This window comes from Serratia sp. LSHTC3 (assembly GCF_057197125.1).
This window is the reverse complement of sequence record NZ_JBXUNP010000003.1, coordinates 251,701-269,366: the sequence shown is the minus strand read 5'-3', so window position 1 is coordinate 269,366 and position 17,666 is coordinate 251,701. Positions and strand designations below refer to the sequence as shown.

15 protein-coding genes and 1 pseudogene are annotated in these 17,666 nt (G+C 50.1%); 13 read left to right on the top strand and 3 right to left on the bottom strand.

What is annotated here, in order from left to right:
• The first annotated feature begins 223 nt into the window (after positions 1–223).
• Both ascF and AC2CGI_RS14095 read left to right on the top strand, forming a co-directional pair.
• A complete protein-coding gene (gene ascF, locus AC2CGI_RS14100) occupies positions 224–1,666 on the top strand; it encodes a PTS cellobiose/arbutin/salicin transporter subunit IIBC (protein WP_076740899.1) in 1,443 nt (480 codons plus the stop codon).
• Positions 1,667–1,682: 16 nt separating this feature from the next.
• Positions 1,683–3,113: a 6-phospho-beta-glucosidase gene (locus tag AC2CGI_RS14095; protein ID WP_076740898.1), complete on the top strand. Its 1,431-nt coding sequence runs from the start codon at positions 1,683–1,685 to the stop codon at positions 3,111–3,113.
• A gap of 15 nt (positions 3,114–3,128) precedes the next feature.
• On the opposite strand, the gene AC2CGI_RS14090 is transcribed toward AC2CGI_RS14095, so the two are convergent.
• Together AC2CGI_RS14090 and AC2CGI_RS14085 are read right to left on the bottom strand one after the other, a co-directional pair.
• On the bottom strand, positions 3,129–3,548 hold the full coding sequence (locus AC2CGI_RS14090; RefSeq protein ID WP_076740897.1) for a putative T6SS immunity periplasmic lipoprotein: 420 nt from the start codon (positions 3,546–3,548) through the stop codon (positions 3,129–3,131).
• Between the two features lie 2 nt (positions 3,549–3,550).
• On the bottom strand, positions 3,551–4,108 hold the full coding sequence (locus tag AC2CGI_RS14085) for a hypothetical protein (RefSeq protein ID WP_004933327.1): 558 nt from the start codon (positions 4,106–4,108) through the stop codon (positions 3,551–3,553).
• 414 nt (positions 4,109–4,522) lie between these two features.
• On the opposite strand from AC2CGI_RS14085, the gene AC2CGI_RS14080 reads away from it, so the two are divergent.
• The 9 genes and pseudogenes from AC2CGI_RS14080 to AC2CGI_RS14040 all read left to right on the top strand — a co-directional run bounded on the left by AC2CGI_RS14080 (position 4,523) and on the right by AC2CGI_RS14040 (position 13,858).
• Positions 4,523–4,765 carry an ash family protein gene (locus AC2CGI_RS14080; protein ID WP_076740896.1) on the top strand — a complete coding sequence of 81 codons (243 nt, stop codon included), beginning with the start codon at positions 4,523–4,525 and terminating at the stop codon, positions 4,763–4,765.
• Positions 4,660–4,968, top strand: coding sequence for a hypothetical protein (locus tag AC2CGI_RS14075; RefSeq protein ID WP_076740895.1), 309 nt, complete (start codon positions 4,660–4,662; stop codon positions 4,966–4,968). Before AC2CGI_RS14080 ends, AC2CGI_RS14075 begins: the two co-directional genes overlap by 106 nt.
• A 235-nt stretch (positions 4,969–5,203) precedes the next feature.
• Complete coding sequence (locus AC2CGI_RS14070) at positions 5,204–6,322, top strand: HNH endonuclease (protein WP_076740894.1); 1,119 nt, start codon at positions 5,204–5,206, stop codon at positions 6,320–6,322.
• A gap of 91 nt (positions 6,323–6,413) precedes the next feature.
• Positions 6,414–7,331 carry a restriction endonuclease gene (locus AC2CGI_RS14065; RefSeq protein ID WP_076740893.1) on the top strand — a complete coding sequence of 306 codons (918 nt, stop codon included), beginning with the start codon at positions 6,414–6,416 and terminating at the stop codon, positions 7,329–7,331.
• A 183-nt stretch (positions 7,332–7,514) separates the two neighbouring features.
• Positions 7,515–8,279 (top strand): annotated as a pseudogene (locus AC2CGI_RS14060) (type I restriction-modification system subunit M N-terminal domain-containing protein); the annotation flags it as partial.
• Between the two features lie 121 nt (positions 8,280–8,400).
• The gene (locus AC2CGI_RS14055) at positions 8,401–9,666 is read left to right on the top strand and encodes a tyrosine-type recombinase/integrase (protein ID WP_214210729.1); all 1,266 of its coding nucleotides are present in this window, start codon (positions 8,401–8,403) and stop codon (positions 9,664–9,666) included.
• Positions 9,659–11,389: a site-specific integrase gene (locus AC2CGI_RS14050; RefSeq protein ID WP_273873580.1), complete on the top strand. Its 1,731-nt coding sequence runs from the start codon at positions 9,659–9,661 to the stop codon at positions 11,387–11,389. The genes AC2CGI_RS14055 and AC2CGI_RS14050 overlap by 8 nt, the downstream gene beginning before the upstream one ends.
• Positions 11,386–13,422: a hypothetical protein gene (locus AC2CGI_RS14045; RefSeq protein WP_484593956.1), complete on the top strand. Its 2,037-nt coding sequence runs from the start codon at positions 11,386–11,388 to the stop codon at positions 13,420–13,422. The genes AC2CGI_RS14050 and AC2CGI_RS14045 overlap by 4 nt, the downstream gene beginning before the upstream one ends.
• A complete protein-coding gene (locus AC2CGI_RS14040) occupies positions 13,403–13,858 on the top strand; it encodes a hypothetical protein (protein WP_273873582.1) in 456 nt (151 codons plus the stop codon). Before AC2CGI_RS14045 ends, AC2CGI_RS14040 begins: the two co-directional genes overlap by 20 nt.
• Positions 13,859–13,889: 31 nt before the next feature.
• Here the strand turns inward: AC2CGI_RS14040 and AC2CGI_RS14035 are convergent, their stop codons facing one another.
• Positions 13,890–14,099, bottom strand: a complete 210-nt coding sequence (locus AC2CGI_RS14035; RefSeq protein ID WP_273873584.1) for a helix-turn-helix domain-containing protein — start codon at positions 14,097–14,099, stop codon at positions 13,890–13,892.
• A 679-nt stretch (positions 14,100–14,778) separates the two neighbouring features.
• Between AC2CGI_RS14035 and mads1 the strand changes: the two genes are divergently transcribed.
• A complete protein-coding gene (gene mads1, locus AC2CGI_RS14030; RefSeq protein WP_021574203.1) occupies positions 14,779–14,973 on the top strand; it encodes a methylation-associated defense system helix-turn-helix domain-containing protein MAD1 in 195 nt (64 codons plus the stop codon).
• A gap of 2 nt (positions 14,974–14,975) precedes the next feature.
• Entirely contained in the window at positions 14,976–17,657 is a 2,682-nt protein-coding gene (locus tag AC2CGI_RS14025) for a hypothetical protein (RefSeq protein WP_273873587.1), read from the top strand.
• The last annotated feature ends 9 nt before the right edge of the window (positions 17,658–17,666 follow it).

Genomic DNA, 17,666 nt, shown 5'->3' with positions numbered 1-17,666 from the left:
CGTTTTCACACCCCTGCACATCGGTATGCGCTTACCCCTAACGATCCAGATCACGAAAACGCAATGCCAAAAACCATAATTCTTGCCAGCTACAAAACACCAATACATGATTTTGTGAAACCGGTTTCTTATGGGCGTTTCATACGGATGGAACGACGGATCGCCCAGGCAGTAAATATTCGCCTTTGGGCTATCCGAATTGCTATCTGAGAGACGACACGCCATGCCGAAGAACTACGCAGAAATCTCGCACGCCATCGTGGCCGCCCTGGGCGGCGCGGGCAATATCGAGGCCGTGACCCACTGCATGACCCGCCTGAGATTCGTGGTGAAAGACAAAACGCGGATCGACACACCGGCGCTGAAGGCCATCGACGGCGTGCTGGGCGTGGTGCACAGCGGCGAACAGTGCCAGGTGATCATCGGCAACGAGGTGGCCAAAGCCTATCAGGCGGTGCTGGCGCTCGGCATGCCGGGCGCAGCATCCCCCGCCGCCCCGGTGAAACGCCAGCTTACCCTGAAGGGCATCGGCGCCGGCATTCTCGACGCGCTGGTGGGCACCATGTCGCCCCTGATCCCCGCCATCATCGGCGGCTCGATGGTGAAGCTGCTGGCGATGATCCTGGATATGGCCGGGGTATTCGAGAAAGGCTCCTCGACCCTCGTCATCCTCAATGTGATCGGCGACGGCGCGTTCTTCTTCCTGCCGGTGATGGTCGCCGCCTCGGCGGCGCTGAAGTTCAAAACCAACATGTCATTGGCGATCGCCATCGCCGGGGTGCTGGTGCATCCCAACTTTATCGATCTGATGGCCAAGGCGGCGCAGGGCCAGGCGGTGGAATTCGCCTTCATCCCGGTGACGGCGGTGAAATACACCTACACGGTGATCCCGGCGCTGGTGATGACCTGGATCCTGTCGCACATCGAACGCGGGGTGGATCGCATCACCCCGGCGGTGACCAAGAACTTCCTCAAGCCGATGCTGATCGTGCTGATCGCCGCGCCGATCGCCATTCTGCTTATCGGGCCGCTCGGCATCTGGATCGGCAGCGGCATCTCTGCGCTGGTGTACACCGTGCACGGCTACCTGGGCTGGCTTTCCGTGGCCATTATGGGGGCGATTTGGCCGCTGCTGGTGATCACCGGCATGCACCGGGTGTTTACCCCGACCATCATCCAGACCATCGCCGAGACCGGCAAAGAGGGCATGGTGATGCCTTCGGAGATCGGCGCCAACCTGTCGCTGGGCGGCGCTTCGCTGGCGGTGGCGCTGAAAACCAAAAACCGCGAGCTGCGCCAGACCGCGCTGGCCGCTGCCGCCTCCGCCATCGTGGCGGGGATTTCCGAACCGGCGCTGTACGGCGTGGCGGTGCGCCTGAAGCGGCCGCTGATCGCCAGCCTGATCAGCGGCTTCGTCTGCGGCGCGGTCGCCGGCATCGGCGGGTTGGCCAGCCATTCGATGGCCTCGCCCGGGCTGTTCACCAGCGTGCAGTTCTTCGATCCGGCCAACCCGATGAGCATCGTGTGGGTGGTGGCGGTGATGGCGCTCTCGGTGGTGCTGTCGTTCGCGCTCACGCTGATGCTGGGCTTCGAGGATCTGCCGGAAAACGCCGCCGCGCCCGGCCAAACCGCACCGGCGGCGAACGCCGCCGGTGCAACGCAATGAGACACCAGAGGATTGCATGTCCGATTCAACATTCCCTAAAGGATTTTTATGGGGCGGCGCTTTAGCCGCCAACCAGGCGGAAGGCGGCTATCGCGAGGGCGGCAAAGGGCTGACCACCGTCGATATGATCCCGCACGGCCCACACCGCATGGCGGTCAAACTCGGGCTGGAGAAGCGCTTTAGCCTGCGCGACGACGAATTTTATCCCAGCCATGACGCCATCGATTTCTACCACCGCTACCGCGACGACATCGCGCTGATGGCGGAGATGGGCTTTACCGTGTTCCGCACCTCCATCGCCTGGAGCCGCATCTACCCCAACGGCGACGAGCTGACGCCCAACCCCGAGGGCATCGCCTTCTACCGCAGCCTGTTCGAAGAGTGCCGCCAATACGGCATCGAACCGCTGGTGACCCTGTGCCATTTCGACGTGCCGATGCACCTGGTGACCGAATACGGCTCCTGGCGCAGCCGCAAGATGGTGGAGTTCTTCACCCGCTACGCCCGCACCTGCTTCGAAACCTTCGACGGGCTGGTGAAATACTGGCTGACTTTCAACGAGATCAACATCCTGCTGCACAGCCCGTTCTCCGGCGCCGGGCTGGTGTTTGAAGCGGACGAAAACCCCGAACAGGTGAAATACCAGGCCGCGCACCACGAACTGGTGGCCAGCGCGCTGGCGACGCGCATCGCCCACGAAGTGAACCCCGCCAACCAGGTGGGCTGCATGCTGGCCGGCGGCAACTTCTACCCGTGGTCCAGCAAGCCGGAAGACGTGTGGGCCGCGCTGGAGAAAGACCGCGAGAACCTGTTCTTTATCGACGTGCAGGCGCGCGGCGCTTACCCCTCCTACGCCGCCCGCGTCTTCCGTGAGAAAGGCGTCAGCATCGTCATGGAACCGGAAGACGCCGACATCCTGAAGCACACCGTCGACTTCGTCTCCTTCAGCTACTACGCCTCGCGCTGCGCCTCCGCCGACATGAACGACAACAACAGCAGCGCCGCCAACGTGGTGAAATCGCTGGCGAACCCGCACCTGCCGCGCAGCGACTGGGGCTGGGGCATCGATCCGCTGGGGCTGCGCATCACCATGAACATGATGTACGACCGCTACCAAAAGCCGCTGTTCCTGGTGGAAAACGGCCTGGGCGCACACGACGAATTCAATGCAGCAGGCGAGATAGAAGACGACTACCGCATCAGCTACCTGCGCGAACACATCCGCGCCATGGCCGACGCCATCGCCGACGGCGTGCCGGTGCTGGGTTACACCACCTGGGGCTGCATCGACCTGGTGGCCGCCTCGACCGGCGAAATGAGCAAGCGCTACGGCTTTGTCTACGTCGACCGCGACGACCAGGGCAACGGCACCCTCGCCCGCACCCGCAAGAAATCGTTCTGGTGGTATAAGAAAGTGATTGCCAGCAATGGTGGGGATTTGGGGTAGGTTTGGGCGGTGGGGTTAGCGTGGGGTACGGAGGGCTTCCAACCTCAGTTGATTGCCTTCCTGCTGCACAACGAATTCGGCGACAAATTCACGCGCAGAGGGAAACTCACCCGCCTGCTGTTTCTTGATGGAGACCAGCTTCGCGGAGAAATGGTATTGCTGCCCCGGCGTAAATACGTAGCCCTCATCAGGGACGCACTGATTGGGGGCGATATCCCGCAGCGGATCGAAGAATTTGAACGTGCGGCTCTGCACCTCATCCAATCGGTAGATCGAGATGCCCGCAAGCTTTTCGTCTCCCTGCGGCTGAACGGTGATGCATACTTTGCCCCCACGCAGGTTGGCGGTAGCGGGATAGTCTACGGGGATACGATCGCCTATCGACGGACAGCCTGCGAGCAGGAAGGGAAATGCGAGGGGGAAGATCCGTTTCATGATTACCTCTGACGTAAAAACTCGGCTAAAACCTGCTCGTACTGTAGACGAATTCTATTGTTTTGGGGACCCGTGTAATTCACAAAACGCCCAATACCATATGCCCAAGCATCATAGCCATATTGTATTAACAACCAATAATCGGCAACGATACAAGCTTGTTGTTCCAAAGAGTACTTTGTGAGCGTCTTATTAGCGTCCAACCTATAAGTGTAATTAGCTGCCCAACTAAAGGCACCTCTGAGGCGGACCCACTGCCCATGCTGATGCTGCCAAACATGGGCAAGCTCATGAATAAAGAAATGTTGTTTTGCGTAATTATTTACCTTAGAGAAATCAGCCAGGTATTCCTCCTCTCGGAAATATATCTCGCCGTTGGGCGACATACCAACATGCTTACCTTGTAAACCAAAGGGTAAGTAACTATCGCAATGAATCCATACACGGTTGTAGACGATCGACTTACCGAAAACACGTCGAGCCATGGCTATTTCACCCAACGTCATAAGCCGTAATGTTCCCTCTTTCACTTGTTGGCCTTTCTGTTCTTTCGTAAGCATGAGCCAAATTCCCTATGACCATTTTAAATCGAAATCTTAGCGACTACTTCTCAGCCAGTCTAGATTATATTTACTTATTTATAAAACAATGAAAAACCTCATGACAAATTCACTTCTTGAATTTATTTACCACCCTTGAAATAATAATTCAAATAAAGACATTCAGAACAAGAGAATATAAATAAGATGAGCATTCATAGAATCAATAGTTAAATTGTACAACTCATTAACTGCGATACTCATTCCATATTAGACATGAAATAGCCTGTAATTCCATACAGGTTATTTGTTCCTTTTACTGATAACGCTATAGTTTTCCTGCTGCGGCAAAATCCGCAGCCGGAGTTAGCGTTCCGAACACTTACACAAGGCAGCATTATGTATATAATGCTGGGGCTTTAAACATCCAGAATTATGGTGGCCCAAGTGGGGGCTTCGCAAGAAGCGCCGGTTTCCTTCGTGTCCGGTAACGCTAACTCCGCTTGGGCTACCACCATGGGTTTAGCGTCTCATGTGGTAGTACGCATACTACACACTAAGGATAAAGACGCATGGAAAATGTCGCCATCACCGACAACACCACAAGTACCCTCACCCTCTACCGCCAACTGTTTAACCACCTCGATCTCAGCGCTTTTAACCCTTCAGAACTCTTAGACCTGGCAGCCCTCTCTGCCGAACAGGCGGAAGGGCTGTGCCACGGCCTGATGCTGTTCGGCCATTTACTGCAAAAGCACCCGCAGCTGGATGCCGAAGGCTGGGAACAGTTGAATCGCTATCTCAATGCTACAGCGCATCTGGTTCCTGCGCTGTGTAACCTTTACGGGCGGGCGTTGCGGGAGATGGAAGCCTGCGGCTAACATAAATGGCAATCAGGGCGATGCCTGCACTCGTCGCCCTTCCCACTCAGGATTTACAATAGATCTGACTGACATATCACAACAAAAGCATTCATCAAGGTAGGCATTTCCTCCCCTACCTGGCATAGTTAACGCATTCGGTAAATCGATGAGTTAACTGCTGGGTATTGATGCATACTGCTCTCGTCAGCAAGCACATTGCCCAGAGCCTACTCGGTAATATGAGGGAGTGGTTTTGGCAACTGCAATAGAGGCGTTATCTTCAAAAGAATCCGTTTTAAAAACCATCGAAGAATATAAAAAACTTGGCCGAGATGAATTCTTAAAACAACATAAAATAAAGCGATTTAAAAAATCCACCCTTCTTTATAATGGCGAAAAGTACGACATCCGAGGCATTGCCGCTAGAGCATACAGTGAGCAGCATGGCTATCCGTTAAAGGGAATCAACGCCGATAGCGGAACGGAAAAAGCCATCCAATTTCTTAAAGATCTCGGTTTTGAGATCGTCGAAACGCCACATCCTTTTGACTATTTAACCGAGGGCAAACTGTACACACGCAAAGCGCTTATCGAGCTTTACGGCGGGCAGCTGCAAGGCGGCATATGGACCCCGCGGGAATTCCCGGTAATCTTTATCTTCACCGGAGAAAGCGGCGAAACCTACGGCTACAAAGATGGATGGACAGCCGAAGGCAGCTTCTCTTATACGGGAGAAGGCCAAAAAGGCCCTATGGAATTTATTCGTGGCAATAAATCCATCCGCGACCATAAAAAAGACGGCAAAGACATCTTCCTGTTTGAAGACAACAAGAAAGAAAAAGGCGTTCGCTATCTTGGCATGTTTGAGTGCGATTCTTGGGATCACATTCAGTGCTTAGATTTCGAAAATAACATGCGCCAAGGCATTACCTTTAACCTGTTCAAAGTCTCGTCACTGCATGCGGTTGAAGAAGAAGCAGACACCGATGAAGCCGATACGCAAACGGAGACGCTCGAGCAGTTGCGCAAGAAGGCACTGCAGTCCTCAAAGCAATCAGGCCAACGCCAACAGAGCGACAGCAAAAAATCCTGGTTCAAACGCAGCGAAGACGTAAAAAAATACGTGCTCAAGCGCGCCAATGGCATCTGCGAAGCCTGCGACCAGCCGGCACCGTTCAAGAAAAGAAATGGTGACCCCTACCTCGAACCCCATCACACTAAACGCCTAGCCGACGAAGGCCCCGACCACCCGCAGTGGGTGGGCGCCATCTGCCCAACTTGCCATCGCCGGATTCATAGCGGGGTGGATGGGAAAGAGGTGAATAAGCAGCTGATGGTGAAGTTGGAGTTGAAAGAGGCCACTATCGGTTAAAAGTTGCCGACAACAGCGTGCTACCAGTCAAATTCAAAACCGAGTTTGTGCAGTATCATAGGAATAATAAAGAATAACAGGGAACCTCAGCATGTCAGTACCTACCTACGACCAATTCATCGAGCCAGTGCTTCGCTTTTTGGCTACTAAGCCCGAAGGCGCACTTGCTCGGGATGTGCAAGATGCAGCAGCAGACATACTCAACCTAAACGAAGAACAACGGGCAGAGACCATCGCCAGCGGCCAATTGGTTTACAAGAACCGTACTGGCTGGGCTCACGATCGTTTGAAACGTGCTGGGCTCTCACACAGCTTATCCAGAGGCAAATGGTGCTTAACTGCCAAAGGCATCGACTGGTTAAAACAGCATCCAAACCCGCTTACTGCAGCAGAAGTCGAACACCTCGCTTTGGCTTATACCAACGTCAAACTTCAACAAAATAGTGATGCAGTGGATTTGGACCCGGTTACAGAATCCCTTCTCACCGAAGCGATGTTAACAAATAGCCCAGACGATCGCCTGGAACAATCAATCAAAGAGATCCGCGATGCGGTTGCAACGGAACTGCTGGAGAATCTAAGCCAAGTATCCCCAGGCCGCTTCGAGGTCATCGTGCTGGATGTGCTGCACCGTTTGGGCTACGGCGGCCACCGCGATGATTTAAAGCGAGTCGGAGGCAGCGGTGATGCGGGGATTGATGGCGTAATTTCTTTAGACAAGCTCGGCTTAGAAAAAGTGTATGTGCAAGCCAAACGCTGGCAAAACACCGTAGGCCGCCCTGAGTTGCATGCATTCTACGGTGCGCTTGTGGGACAAAAGGCTAAACGGGGAGTATTCATCACGACATCTGGCTTTACCAAGCATGCCGTTGCCTACGCGCAATCGGTAGAAGGCATGGTACTTATCGACGGTAACCGACTAGTGCATCTGATGATGGATAATGAGGTGGGTGTCAGCTCAACGTTACTGAAGGTTCCTAAACTCGATAGCGACTACTTCGACCAGTGATCCCCTTGCAAAATCGGTAATTTCTTAGAGGCCGAGCACATATCTCCTGGCCGATGTGTGGCCATGCCGTATTTTGTCCCTTTAGTTGGCTTATGTCGTTTAAGATTGCTCTGCTTGCGGGTATCATTTTGCGATACACATTCCAAATGACTAGTTCAGATTTAGCGTTTCTTGAGGATTTTCATGCATAACAACGAGCAGCTTTTCTTAAACGAGCTGGATAACAAATTTTGGAAGGCCGCCGACAAGCTGCGTGCCAATATGGATGCCGCCAACTACAAGCATGTAGTCCTGGGGCTGATCTTTCTAAAATATGTTTCCGATGCCTTCGAGGCTCGCCAGCAGGAGCTGATCACTTTGTTCCGCGATGTTGGCAACCCGGACAACATCTATGCCATGTCACGCGACGATTACGATTCTGATGAAGAGTACGCTCAAGCGATCCAGGAAGAACTAGAGGTCGAAGATTACTACACCGAGAAAAACGTCTTCTGGGTACCCAAAGCCGCACGCTGGGAAACGCTGAAAAACAAAGCCATGCTGCCGACCGGGACGGTATTATGGGTCGATAAGACCACAGGCCAAGAAATTAAACTGCGATCGGTCTCTTGGCTTATCGACAATGCGCTGGATGAAATTGAAAAAACCAACCCAAAACTGAAAGGTATTTTGAACCGCATCAGCCAATTCCAACTGGGCAATGAGGTTTTGACTGGCCTCATCAACACCTTCTCCGACGCAAACTTCAGCAAACCAGAATATAACGGCGAGAAGCTCAGCTTAAAAAGCAAAGATATTCTTGGACACGTTTACGAATATTTCCTCGGCCAGTTTGCACTGGCGGAAGGCAAACAAGGCGGCCAGTACTACACACCAAAAAGTATCGTTACGCTGATTGTCGAAATGCTGCAGCCGTATAACGGGCGCGTGTATGACCCGGCAATGGGCAAACGTTACATACCAAGTTTTAATCACACACCATACATGCTTCAATGGTGACAAATTAAACTGCTCTATGCTCAGAAGTAATTCCTTCCTGAACGGCATTGAGTTGTCGAAGGGGAAATGAATGGCAAGCCTTGAGCAAATTAACTACCAGCCACACCGAGCAGAAATATCAGAGGGCTCGTTGCAATGGTCTCCATTAAAAAGAAAACCCATTAAAAATCTTCCCCAAATAGTCTGGGAAGATAACTCAACTTGGGCTGAAGCTAATCTTTGGGCCTTGGATCAAGCAACATCATCAAAACGGGATCTGAAAACCGTTCGATCCAACATGTCCCACCTGCTTGCCTATGCTAAATGGCTAGAAGCAGAGTCTATTCAATGGTGTCACTTCCCAGAGCGAGAAAGTGAGCGCTGCCTGGTTCGCTTTCGCGGAGCACTTGTTGCCGCCAGAAATAATGGTGAGCTTGCTCCAAGTACCGCATCCCAACGAATGGCGGCTGTCATCCGTTTCTATAAATGGACACAATTGCGAAGATTAATTTCACCAGAATGGCCAATGTGGGAGCAGCGATTTGTTGGAATCAAACTAACCAATCCTTTTGGTCTCGAACATACCATGCGAGTTGCAAGTACAGACCTTGCCATCCCCAATCGAAAGGTTGCTGGGGCCATACAGCTTGAGGATGGCCTTCTCCCAGTAACTGTTTCTGCAATGAAAGAAATTCTCGCGCAGGCAGATCGCAGCGCAACCGAAGAGCTTTCGCTAATGCTACGAATTGGCTTTTTTACAGGGTTGCGCATTGGCTCAATTACCGATCTGAAGGTTCAAACTCTTCACAACGCAACCCTGGTTCCTGAAGTCGGTTGGAAGCGATTAGCTGTTGGTCCTGGTGCGAGGCCAATGGTCTCAACCAAGTTTGGCGTTTCCGGTTCAGTGCCAATACCTGAGGAGCTTCTCGAAACACTTATTGCCTATTCCATGAGTACGAGACGGCTGAAACGCCAAATGCTAGCGAGTCATGAAGATAGGGACCTACTATTCCTTACTCGCTATGGCAACTCGTACAGCGGAGATGATAGCCGAGCGGTTAACGTGGAAATGTCTCGTCTCCGATCATCTGGTAAAAGGGCTGGGCTGCAAGTGATGCGCGGTTTTCATTTCCATCGCACAAGAGCTACTTTTGCCACAGAGTTAATGCGCGTGGCGCTAAAGTTCATGCCAGTCGGTGATGCCATCCAGTTTGTAAGGGAGGCATGTTTGCACCGAGATGAAAGCACAACGATGAAATACATCAAGTTTATTGAAGCAAACAAAGCAATGGCAGATGCAGCGGAAGCTTTTTCGGAAGCCTTTATGGGATTGGCTAGAGGGCGTGTCAATGCATGAGTTAAATCTTACTTTTCCGGGCATGAGTCTTGGTACGCATCAAATCCCTTGGAACCTGAACATATTGCTTCATCATGGTGCTGCATGTGTACCGAGAAAAAATGCGATGGAATCGATACATCATTCCTCAGTCGATGATGTTGACGTTCTTCGAATTCCGATTGTATGCGCATTTCATGAAGCTATTTCCAGCATGATAAGTCAGGGGCGCTCTCGTTCACTTATCGAAGGCAGTCTGGAAGTGCTTTGGCGGTTCTTTGCATGGTCAGATACCAACTCATTGACTATGTCTCGAGATAAAGTGGTAACCAACTTCAAGAAATGGTCGGAATACCAGTTATATAGATCAAAAATCAAAAAGGAAGTGTCTGAAATTTACGTTTACAGACAGACTTCAAAGTTAGCCAATCTCATCGCTAGAGCCTTAAAACTTCCTGGAGCTAAGCCTGGCGGCGCACTTTTGATGCAAACAAGGATCAGAAAACCTAGCGCAAAAAAGAGCGTACTGACCAGCAGCGCAGATAAGCAAAATCTCAGCAGTACATTTGAGTTTGGTCATTGCCTGAGGTCGATCTGTGACGCCTTGGATTGTGCGACGGTCAGAGGACGGCTACCTATCCGTATTGCGCTGCAAGGCGGCAAGACCTTGGTGGTTGCAGGAAGCCTCCTTAATCCGGAAATGGATGTCGAATCTATAAAGTGCAGCACCGTCAGGAAAAATGCTGAGAAAGCCAGAGCGCCACTGACGGAGAGAGAAAGCCTTTTCGATCGGCATAAAAGATCGGGAATACTAAATCTGAGAATAGAATCTGAGCTTTTGATATTCATCGCACAAACAGGGATGAATCTGACTCAGGCATCAGCGCTTGAAAGAGAAACTTATCGTTGGAAGTCTAACGGTGACGATCTGGAGGTTTTCCGCGTATACAAGGGGAGACGCAGCGGCGAAGCTGTTTTTCGTTGCTATCGCTCTTATAAGGAACATCTCGAGCGATATTTGCAGTGGCTGAATGACACAGGGTTTGCTGAACACGATACCCGGCTTTTCCCTTTACAAAGTCGAGGCATGATTCGCGCAAAAGATTCAAAGATTGGATTCTACACATTGAAAGAATCCTTCAAGAAAATTGATGCTCGGATTTTAGGGCCACAGGAGCTGCGTAAAACCAGAGTAAACTGGCTACTCAGGCGAAGCAAAGATCTCGAAATTACGGCTGAGCAAATGGCCCATGATAAGGAAGTCCTTCTCCGTGATTATGAAAGGCCGCATCATCAATCAGCGGCATCCGAAATAGTCCGGTTCCATGCATCAACAGATCCTGCTTATACACCACCTGGGCCGGGTGTATGTATCGACAAAGATCGCGCCCCCGAGTCGATCAATGGTATAGCTAAAGAAGCGCCGAAACCAGACTGTACCAGCCCAGAAGGCTGTCTTTTTTGTACTAAGCATCGAGACGTTATGAGTCCTGATTATTGCTGGAAACTTGCCTCGCACGCAAAGATCAAGAGCCTGGAAGCAAACCTGTATAAACCACCGGAAAAGCAAGACATTCATCCTGCATACCGGGTTATTGAAAGAATAAGCAAAAAACTTGAAGCAATAGCGTCTGGCAGCGAAATACGAGCAATGTGGGTAAGTGAATCTCAGGATTTGATTCGTGCCGGTAAATATCACCCCTATTGGAGTGGCCATATAGAGCTGATGGAGGTAATTGCATGAATTTGGCTTACTTCCCGGGATTGCAGATTGAATCGGCCTTATCAAAAGAAGATGCGCTGAATTTTAAACCTGACAGCTGGCCCCCTGCGCCGGATTTTCCTGCTGTGATAGATGCCTATGGCCATGTTGTGTCTCGATATGGTGACGTAAGATGGGATCTTTCACCTTGGTCTGGGCACACCCTCACCATTCACTTTGGGGATGGTTCTGGTCAGGGAAAAAGAGTTAGCCCTCAGAACGCGGAGTTATTGCGTAAAGTTGTAGCGTGGTGGCTTTGGGGCGAAGCGGCTATTCGTTCTGCCAAGGCATTGGTGTTTAAGTTTGAGACGATAAAACCCCTGTTTGTGGCCTGCACAGATGCAGGTATTCTGGCTACTGAGCTCTATAGATATCCCAAGGTCATCGAGAAGTTATCCGAATATTATAAGCAACGCGGAAATCGCTTGATTGAATGCCTCCATTCATTATTCATCGCACGAGAGACTTTGGGGTTTGTCTTGCTTGACGAAAGCGGAATTAAACTACTTAGCAGCGTATTAACAACGAATGATTCGACGCAGACAGCTTATATACCAGCGAGGATATGGAGTTACCAGGTTTCACGTCTTCGCGAATGCTTGGAAGACTTTTTGTTGCACCAAGAAAAAGTTGAGGCCTGTTACGATTTTTGTTTGTCAGCTTATGCCAGAAATGCTGGAGGACATTTATCTAAATCATTCAATGGCTTGGGTTGTGATGGACCATTTAGAGACTCGCGAGTTATAGGCGAAAGCAGAACTGGAAAAATCTTTTATGGGTCATTTACAGAGACAGCTGAAGAATTTGGTATATCTGAATTGCTTGATCGTTGGGTGTTGTTTAATAAAGTTACTGGCATCAGATCACTTACTACTTACCTCTCTTTAATTAGTAGTGTTGGATTGGCTTATCTATTGAACTTTTCTTTGATGCGAATTGAAGAAGGCTCCAAACTTCGTGCTGATTGTTATGAGGTTGAACGTGATCAGCTAGGTGAAGAAATTCACATGCTAAAAGGTGTAACAACAAAAACCATTGAAGATTCTGATGCTCGCTGGATTGTTTCGCCCACCGTTGAAATCGCTCTGGCAGCAATGAAGGCTGTTGCTTTTATGCGATTAAAGGCAGCAAGAGAGAATCCTTATTTAGAATTATCAAAGGAAGATGTCGAGAACCCAGTTCTTCAATCTATTCAGCATGAACCATGGTGCCCCAAAGCACCCAAATCTCAATCAACCAAAAAGTACAAAAAGATTCGGTCATACGGCGACATTGCCAAAAATATGTGGCCAAAGCTCTTTGATGACAAGGAGCTGACTATTACCGAAGCTGATCTGGAAATGGCCAACAGAATGACATTTGGCCTTGATCCAGAGAAGTTTGCCGTAGGAAAAGTCTGGCCCCTTGCCTGGCATCAATTACGACGCACCGGTGCTGTTAATATGCTGGCCAGTGGATTGGTGACCGAAGCGTCTCTTCAGTATCAGCTGAAACATGTCTCACGCGCCATGAGCCAATACTACGGGAAAAACTACTACAGACTCAAAGAACCTTTGAATGACGAGGCGCGTGCGTATTACTTGCGTGAGATGTATCAATCAATGGTTCGGGAGTTTAAAGCGCTTCAATCTGATCAGTATGTTTCACCGCACGGCGAGAGGCGAAAGCAGCAGATTCTCTCTGAAATGTCGGAGAAAGATCATGAGCAGTTGCTCAAAGCCGCAAAAGCAGGACTGATCAGCTACCGTCAAACATTTCTTGGTGGCTGCGCCAATTCAGGCCCGCCTTGTCCACTCGGGGGGATCAGCAATATCAGTTCCTGTATGGGATTTAGCAGCAATAAGCCATGCGCATCGGCATTGTTAGATAAAGCCAAGCTACCAATGATTAAACAGCTTAAAAACGTTATTACTATTCAGATCAGTGACGCTGCGCCAGACTCCTCGTTGTACGAGTCATTGCGAGCGCAATTAGAATCCGCAGAGCGAGCAATCCATGTCATCGAAAGCAATTGAACCAAGAAAAGTCAGTAAGGCCGAACTAAAATTCAGGGAGGCTTTTGAACGTCTCAAAGCGGGCAAGCCAGACATTTTGCCAAAAGGGACACAGGTCAGTCAGAATAATGTTGCAAAAGAGGCGGGGGTAGATCCTTCCGCTCTTCGCAGAGCACGATTCCCTGAGCTGGTTGCGGATATTCAAGCCTGGATAGAAAGCCATAAGGATGAAGCACCGCAAAAATCGCCCAGACAAATGATGCTTGCGCAAAGATCGAGGAACCGTGATCTAATGGAAAAGGTTAAGGCTCTGGAAGAGCAGCGAGATAAAGCCTTGGGGCAGTTGCTGGATGCTCAATCCCGGATACTGGAGCTGACACTTGAGAATCAGCGTCTACAAGCTCAGCTACCGGCAAGTAATGTTCACTTCATTTCGAATTCGAAGAAACCCTCGTGAGCCACTTGCACAGGGAGCGAGCCTAAATTTGTTAAGAGATGAGATTTACGATCGGAATCTCCAGGGCATCAGCGATTTGATGGATCTTCGTCAGGGTGATGTTCTGGTCACCGCGCTCGATATGTCCCATATAGCTTCTATCGATACCCGCTAGGTCCGCCAAAGCCTCCTGCGAGAGGCCTTTTTCCTTCCGTATCTGGCGAACCTTCTCGCCAAAAGCGACCAGTCTTGGATCTTTCATATTCGCTCTGTCCAAAAGACAGAACTATCACCAAATGTTGGATATATCACCACGGGATATATCGCTCATTTTTACCATTCTGAGGTAGTCTTAACTCAATCGACTGAGTTATGGGCAAGCATATGTGGAATGACAAGAAGCAAAAATACTGGGAGGCGATCCGAAACCACCCCGGAGTCACCTACAAAAAGCTAAGTAAATATAAGTATCTACTGCAATTTGAGCTACTTCGATGGTACTTGTGGCCTCGATCTGGGCGATACCAGCACTTGACCCAGGACGGTGTCGTCTCAGAGGTGTTTATGGGGGAGCTGTCAGACTTCTATCACCGATACCTGACTGGTGAACTTCAATTTTCGGAAAACTTCGGAAAAACCTGGAGCAAGGTCGAAGAAAATGTTCTTTACGACATGATTCATTATGCCTGCACTGTCCGGCAGATAGCCGTTGAGCTAAAACGGCATCCTGTAAGCGTTGTCAACAAGCTGGCGAAGTACTTGGACGATGACAGTATCCAGAATCGCATTACTCAGGATTTTTACGATGTCCCTGTGCGGGAGCTAGTGCGATGGTGGTAGGTGTTAAGCATACATACTTGACATTTAGATATAACATTGAACAAAAGAAGACTTTCTTGTACTGTACCGACATGACACTTTACTAACTGCGGACAACAAACATGAGTGAGCAAATAATGACCGTCAAGGATGTCGCGTCGTACCTCAAGCTCAACGAGCGTACTGTCTATCGCATGGCCACAGCAGCAAAGATCCCAGCGTTCAAAGTGGGTACCTCGTGGCGTTTTAAGAAAGAAGAGATAGATATATGGATAGCGCAGCAACACAACCAAATATCAAGTAATAAAGAGAGCTAACCATGCTAGGACTGAAGTTACGTGAGGAGTTTTCTGGTCGTCGTATTAAAGGAACGATGATCGAAATGCATAACCGGAATGGCACCGGTGCGCTCGATAAGTCTGCAAGTGAATTTCTGAAGATCACTTACCCTTCAATCGACATGCTTAAGACTGTGGAGGCTGTCCAAGCTGGACGGGCCGAACCAGTTGTTATTATTGGTGCGAGGGGCCAAGGTAAATCACACCTTATGGCTGCACTGTCACATATGCATCAGGATAAGGATGCAACAGTAAATTGGTTGAATGACTGGTCTGCCCGACTGAAAAATCCTGACATTGCGGGTCTCAAATTACAGTATGGCATGCATGTCATTACCGAAAGCTTGCACCTGCAACGCTATAAGCATGTATGGGATGTTTTGTTCGACCAGCATCCGCATGGCAATATCATTAAAGCCAAGTGGGAGGTGCACGGCACCGAGGTTCCAGGTTATGACCTGATACTGGAAATGGCAGAGAATAAACCATTCATCCTTATTCTGGATGAATTCCAGACGTGGTTTGAAGGCTTAACAAACTCCAACCAATACAAGCGAAAGACCTGGGCGTTTAATTTCATTCAAATCCTCTCGGAAATATCTGAAAAGCACCCAGAACTTCTGACACTTGTCGTATCTGTGCGCGAAGGTAACTCTGATGCGGCGCAGCAGCTGTTCCGAGTAAATCCGGTGCGGATCGACTTTAAAGGGCCGGAAGCTAAGCGAGACAGACAGCGCTTGTTGCTCTACCGGATCTTCGAAAACCGAATGAATATCCCAGAGTCTGATATTGCTTCACTGATCAAAACTCATGTGGATGAGTTCCTGCGTTTGGGTCACATCTCTGGCTCCGAGCATGAAAAACATAGACAGCAATTTATCGAGGCCTGGCCTTACTCGCCAAGACTCCTGCAATTGCTGGACGATCAGGTGCTTATCGCAACCGAAACTCAAGAGACACGCGATCTCTTGCGTATTCTGGTGGATGTGTTTAAGGAATCTGGTGAAGACACAGCCATACTTACACCTGCCAACTTCAGCTTAACCAGTGAAAAATCAGGCGTTACGTCACTACTGGATTCGGTAGCGAGTCAGCTGCATCGGGATTTGCGTGAGAATGCACTGCGCAACCTCGAAGCTGTTAAAAACGGTGTACCTATTGCTCATGTCCCACATCTTGAGCCCATTCTTTCCGCTCTCTGGCTGCGTTCTCTATCATTGGAGAATCATGCCGGTGCTGAGCCGTCAGAATTGCAGCTGGATATTACTGAGCGAAAAGCGATTGATGACAACCTGTTTGCCGCTGAGCTTGCAGTCATCGAGGACAACAGCTTCAACATTCACCGCCAAGCCAACCGTTTGGTCTTCAAGAACGAGGTGAATCCACAGGCCAAGCTGTTAGCACATGCTAAAAACGACAAGCTCTTTCAAAAGGATGAGGATGTAGAACACCTCGCCAAAGAGATTCGTTACGCCCTGGTTGGGGATGGCAATCAGTCGAATATCTATCGAACCATCGTATTAAAGAAACAGTGGCGCACTTCGCCATGGGCGGATATTGAAGAAAAAGACCATCCTCAGCATTGGGATAACCGGATTCCAGTGATTGTTATGCCCAAGGCATCGCTGGACAACAAAGAGCTGGGAGAATGGCTGAAGACACATGTTACCAAGGCAAGAAACACTGTGCGCTTCCTGCTGCCACGTGTGGGTACTGGCGACATTTTCTACGATAAGTCTTTGCTGGTATTAGCCCGTGCGGTTTATCTTGCTAGCGATTGGAAAAACTCCGAGCGTGAGTACGCTCAATTGCATCTGAAATACCAGAAGGAACTGCGTGAGCAGTTGCAATCCCGCTTTGATCGTTTTGCAGTCTTGGTCGTATGGAATTTCGCAGACCCATCTCAATGCGAATTTGAGATTTCACAGCACGGCGCAGAAGGGTTACAGATCCTCGAAAAGCTGGATGCAAAAATCTGCAGCGAGCTGTTCATTCCAGAAGAATTCGACACCATACTGCTTGATGCCGCGACCAATAGCCGTAGCGTGGCCGACCTTATCGAACAGCTCAAAGAGCCAGCCCCAAAAGGTGCAGAAAGCATTCCTTGGCTTGGTGAAACAGCCGTTAAAGAGCGCATTGGGCGAGCCTGTGCAGAAGGCAAAATTGCCATCAACGCCAAAGGCAGTCTGTACGAGAAAAAGCCGTCAGAAACCACGGATGATGCTTGGTTGCGAGTACGTGGGAAACTGGGCAGTGGTAAAGATCTGGAAGACACGACACTGCACCTGCCCGGAGGCTCTGTTGGTTCAGGCGGCTCTGTCCCTGTTCAGCCTGTTCCAGGCGTGCCAGAAGAATTCACCACCGGTGGTGTTAACAAGCCAACCGCAGGCTCAGGCAATGGCGGCACTGCATCCGGTACGACACCAACGCCGGGATCGCTATTCGGTGGTTCCAGTGGCGGCTTCGTTGCTCATCACAGCGCCCATAATACATCCACATTGAGCTTGCTCGGTAAGCTTGAACAATGGGGCATTAACAAAGGCAGTAAGGTGAAGGACGTAAAGTTGTCTACCTCGCAGCTCACTGGTGCACAGTTAGAGCATCTGCTAAAAAACTTACCGGATGGTGTTACTTACTCTCTGGATTTGGATAAAGAACAATGATCGACGAGC

Coding starts and splice junctions, on each gene's coding strand:
- ascF (WP_076740899.1), top strand. CDS start 224: ATGCCGAAGAACTACGCAGAAATCTCGCACGCCATCGTGGCCGCCCTG.
- AC2CGI_RS14095 (WP_076740898.1), top strand. CDS start 1,683: ATGTCCGATTCAACATTCCCTAAAGGATTTTTATGGGGCGGCGCTTTA.
- AC2CGI_RS14090 (WP_076740897.1), bottom strand. CDS start 3,548: ATGAAACGGATCTTCCCCCTCGCATTTCCCTTCCTGCTCGCAGGCTGT.
- AC2CGI_RS14085 (WP_004933327.1), bottom strand. CDS start 4,108: ATGCTTACGAAAGAACAGAAAGGCCAACAAGTGAAAGAGGGAACATTA.
- AC2CGI_RS14080 (WP_076740896.1), top strand. CDS start 4,523: ATGGTGGCCCAAGTGGGGGCTTCGCAAGAAGCGCCGGTTTCCTTCGTG.
- AC2CGI_RS14075 (WP_076740895.1), top strand. CDS start 4,660: ATGGAAAATGTCGCCATCACCGACAACACCACAAGTACCCTCACCCTC.
- AC2CGI_RS14065 (WP_076740893.1), top strand. CDS start 6,414: ATGTCAGTACCTACCTACGACCAATTCATCGAGCCAGTGCTTCGCTTT.
- AC2CGI_RS14055 (WP_214210729.1), top strand. CDS start 8,401: ATGGCAAGCCTTGAGCAAATTAACTACCAGCCACACCGAGCAGAAATA.
- AC2CGI_RS14050 (WP_273873580.1), top strand. CDS start 9,659: ATGCATGAGTTAAATCTTACTTTTCCGGGCATGAGTCTTGGTACGCAT.
- AC2CGI_RS14045 (WP_484593956.1), top strand. CDS start 11,386: ATGAATTTGGCTTACTTCCCGGGATTGCAGATTGAATCGGCCTTATCA.
- AC2CGI_RS14040 (WP_273873582.1), top strand. CDS start 13,403: ATGTCATCGAAAGCAATTGAACCAAGAAAAGTCAGTAAGGCCGAACTA.
- AC2CGI_RS14035 (WP_273873584.1), bottom strand. CDS start 14,099: ATGAAAGATCCAAGACTGGTCGCTTTTGGCGAGAAGGTTCGCCAGATA.
- mads1 (WP_021574203.1), top strand. CDS start 14,779: ATGAGTGAGCAAATAATGACCGTCAAGGATGTCGCGTCGTACCTCAAG.
- AC2CGI_RS14025 (WP_273873587.1), top strand. CDS start 14,976: ATGCTAGGACTGAAGTTACGTGAGGAGTTTTCTGGTCGTCGTATTAAA.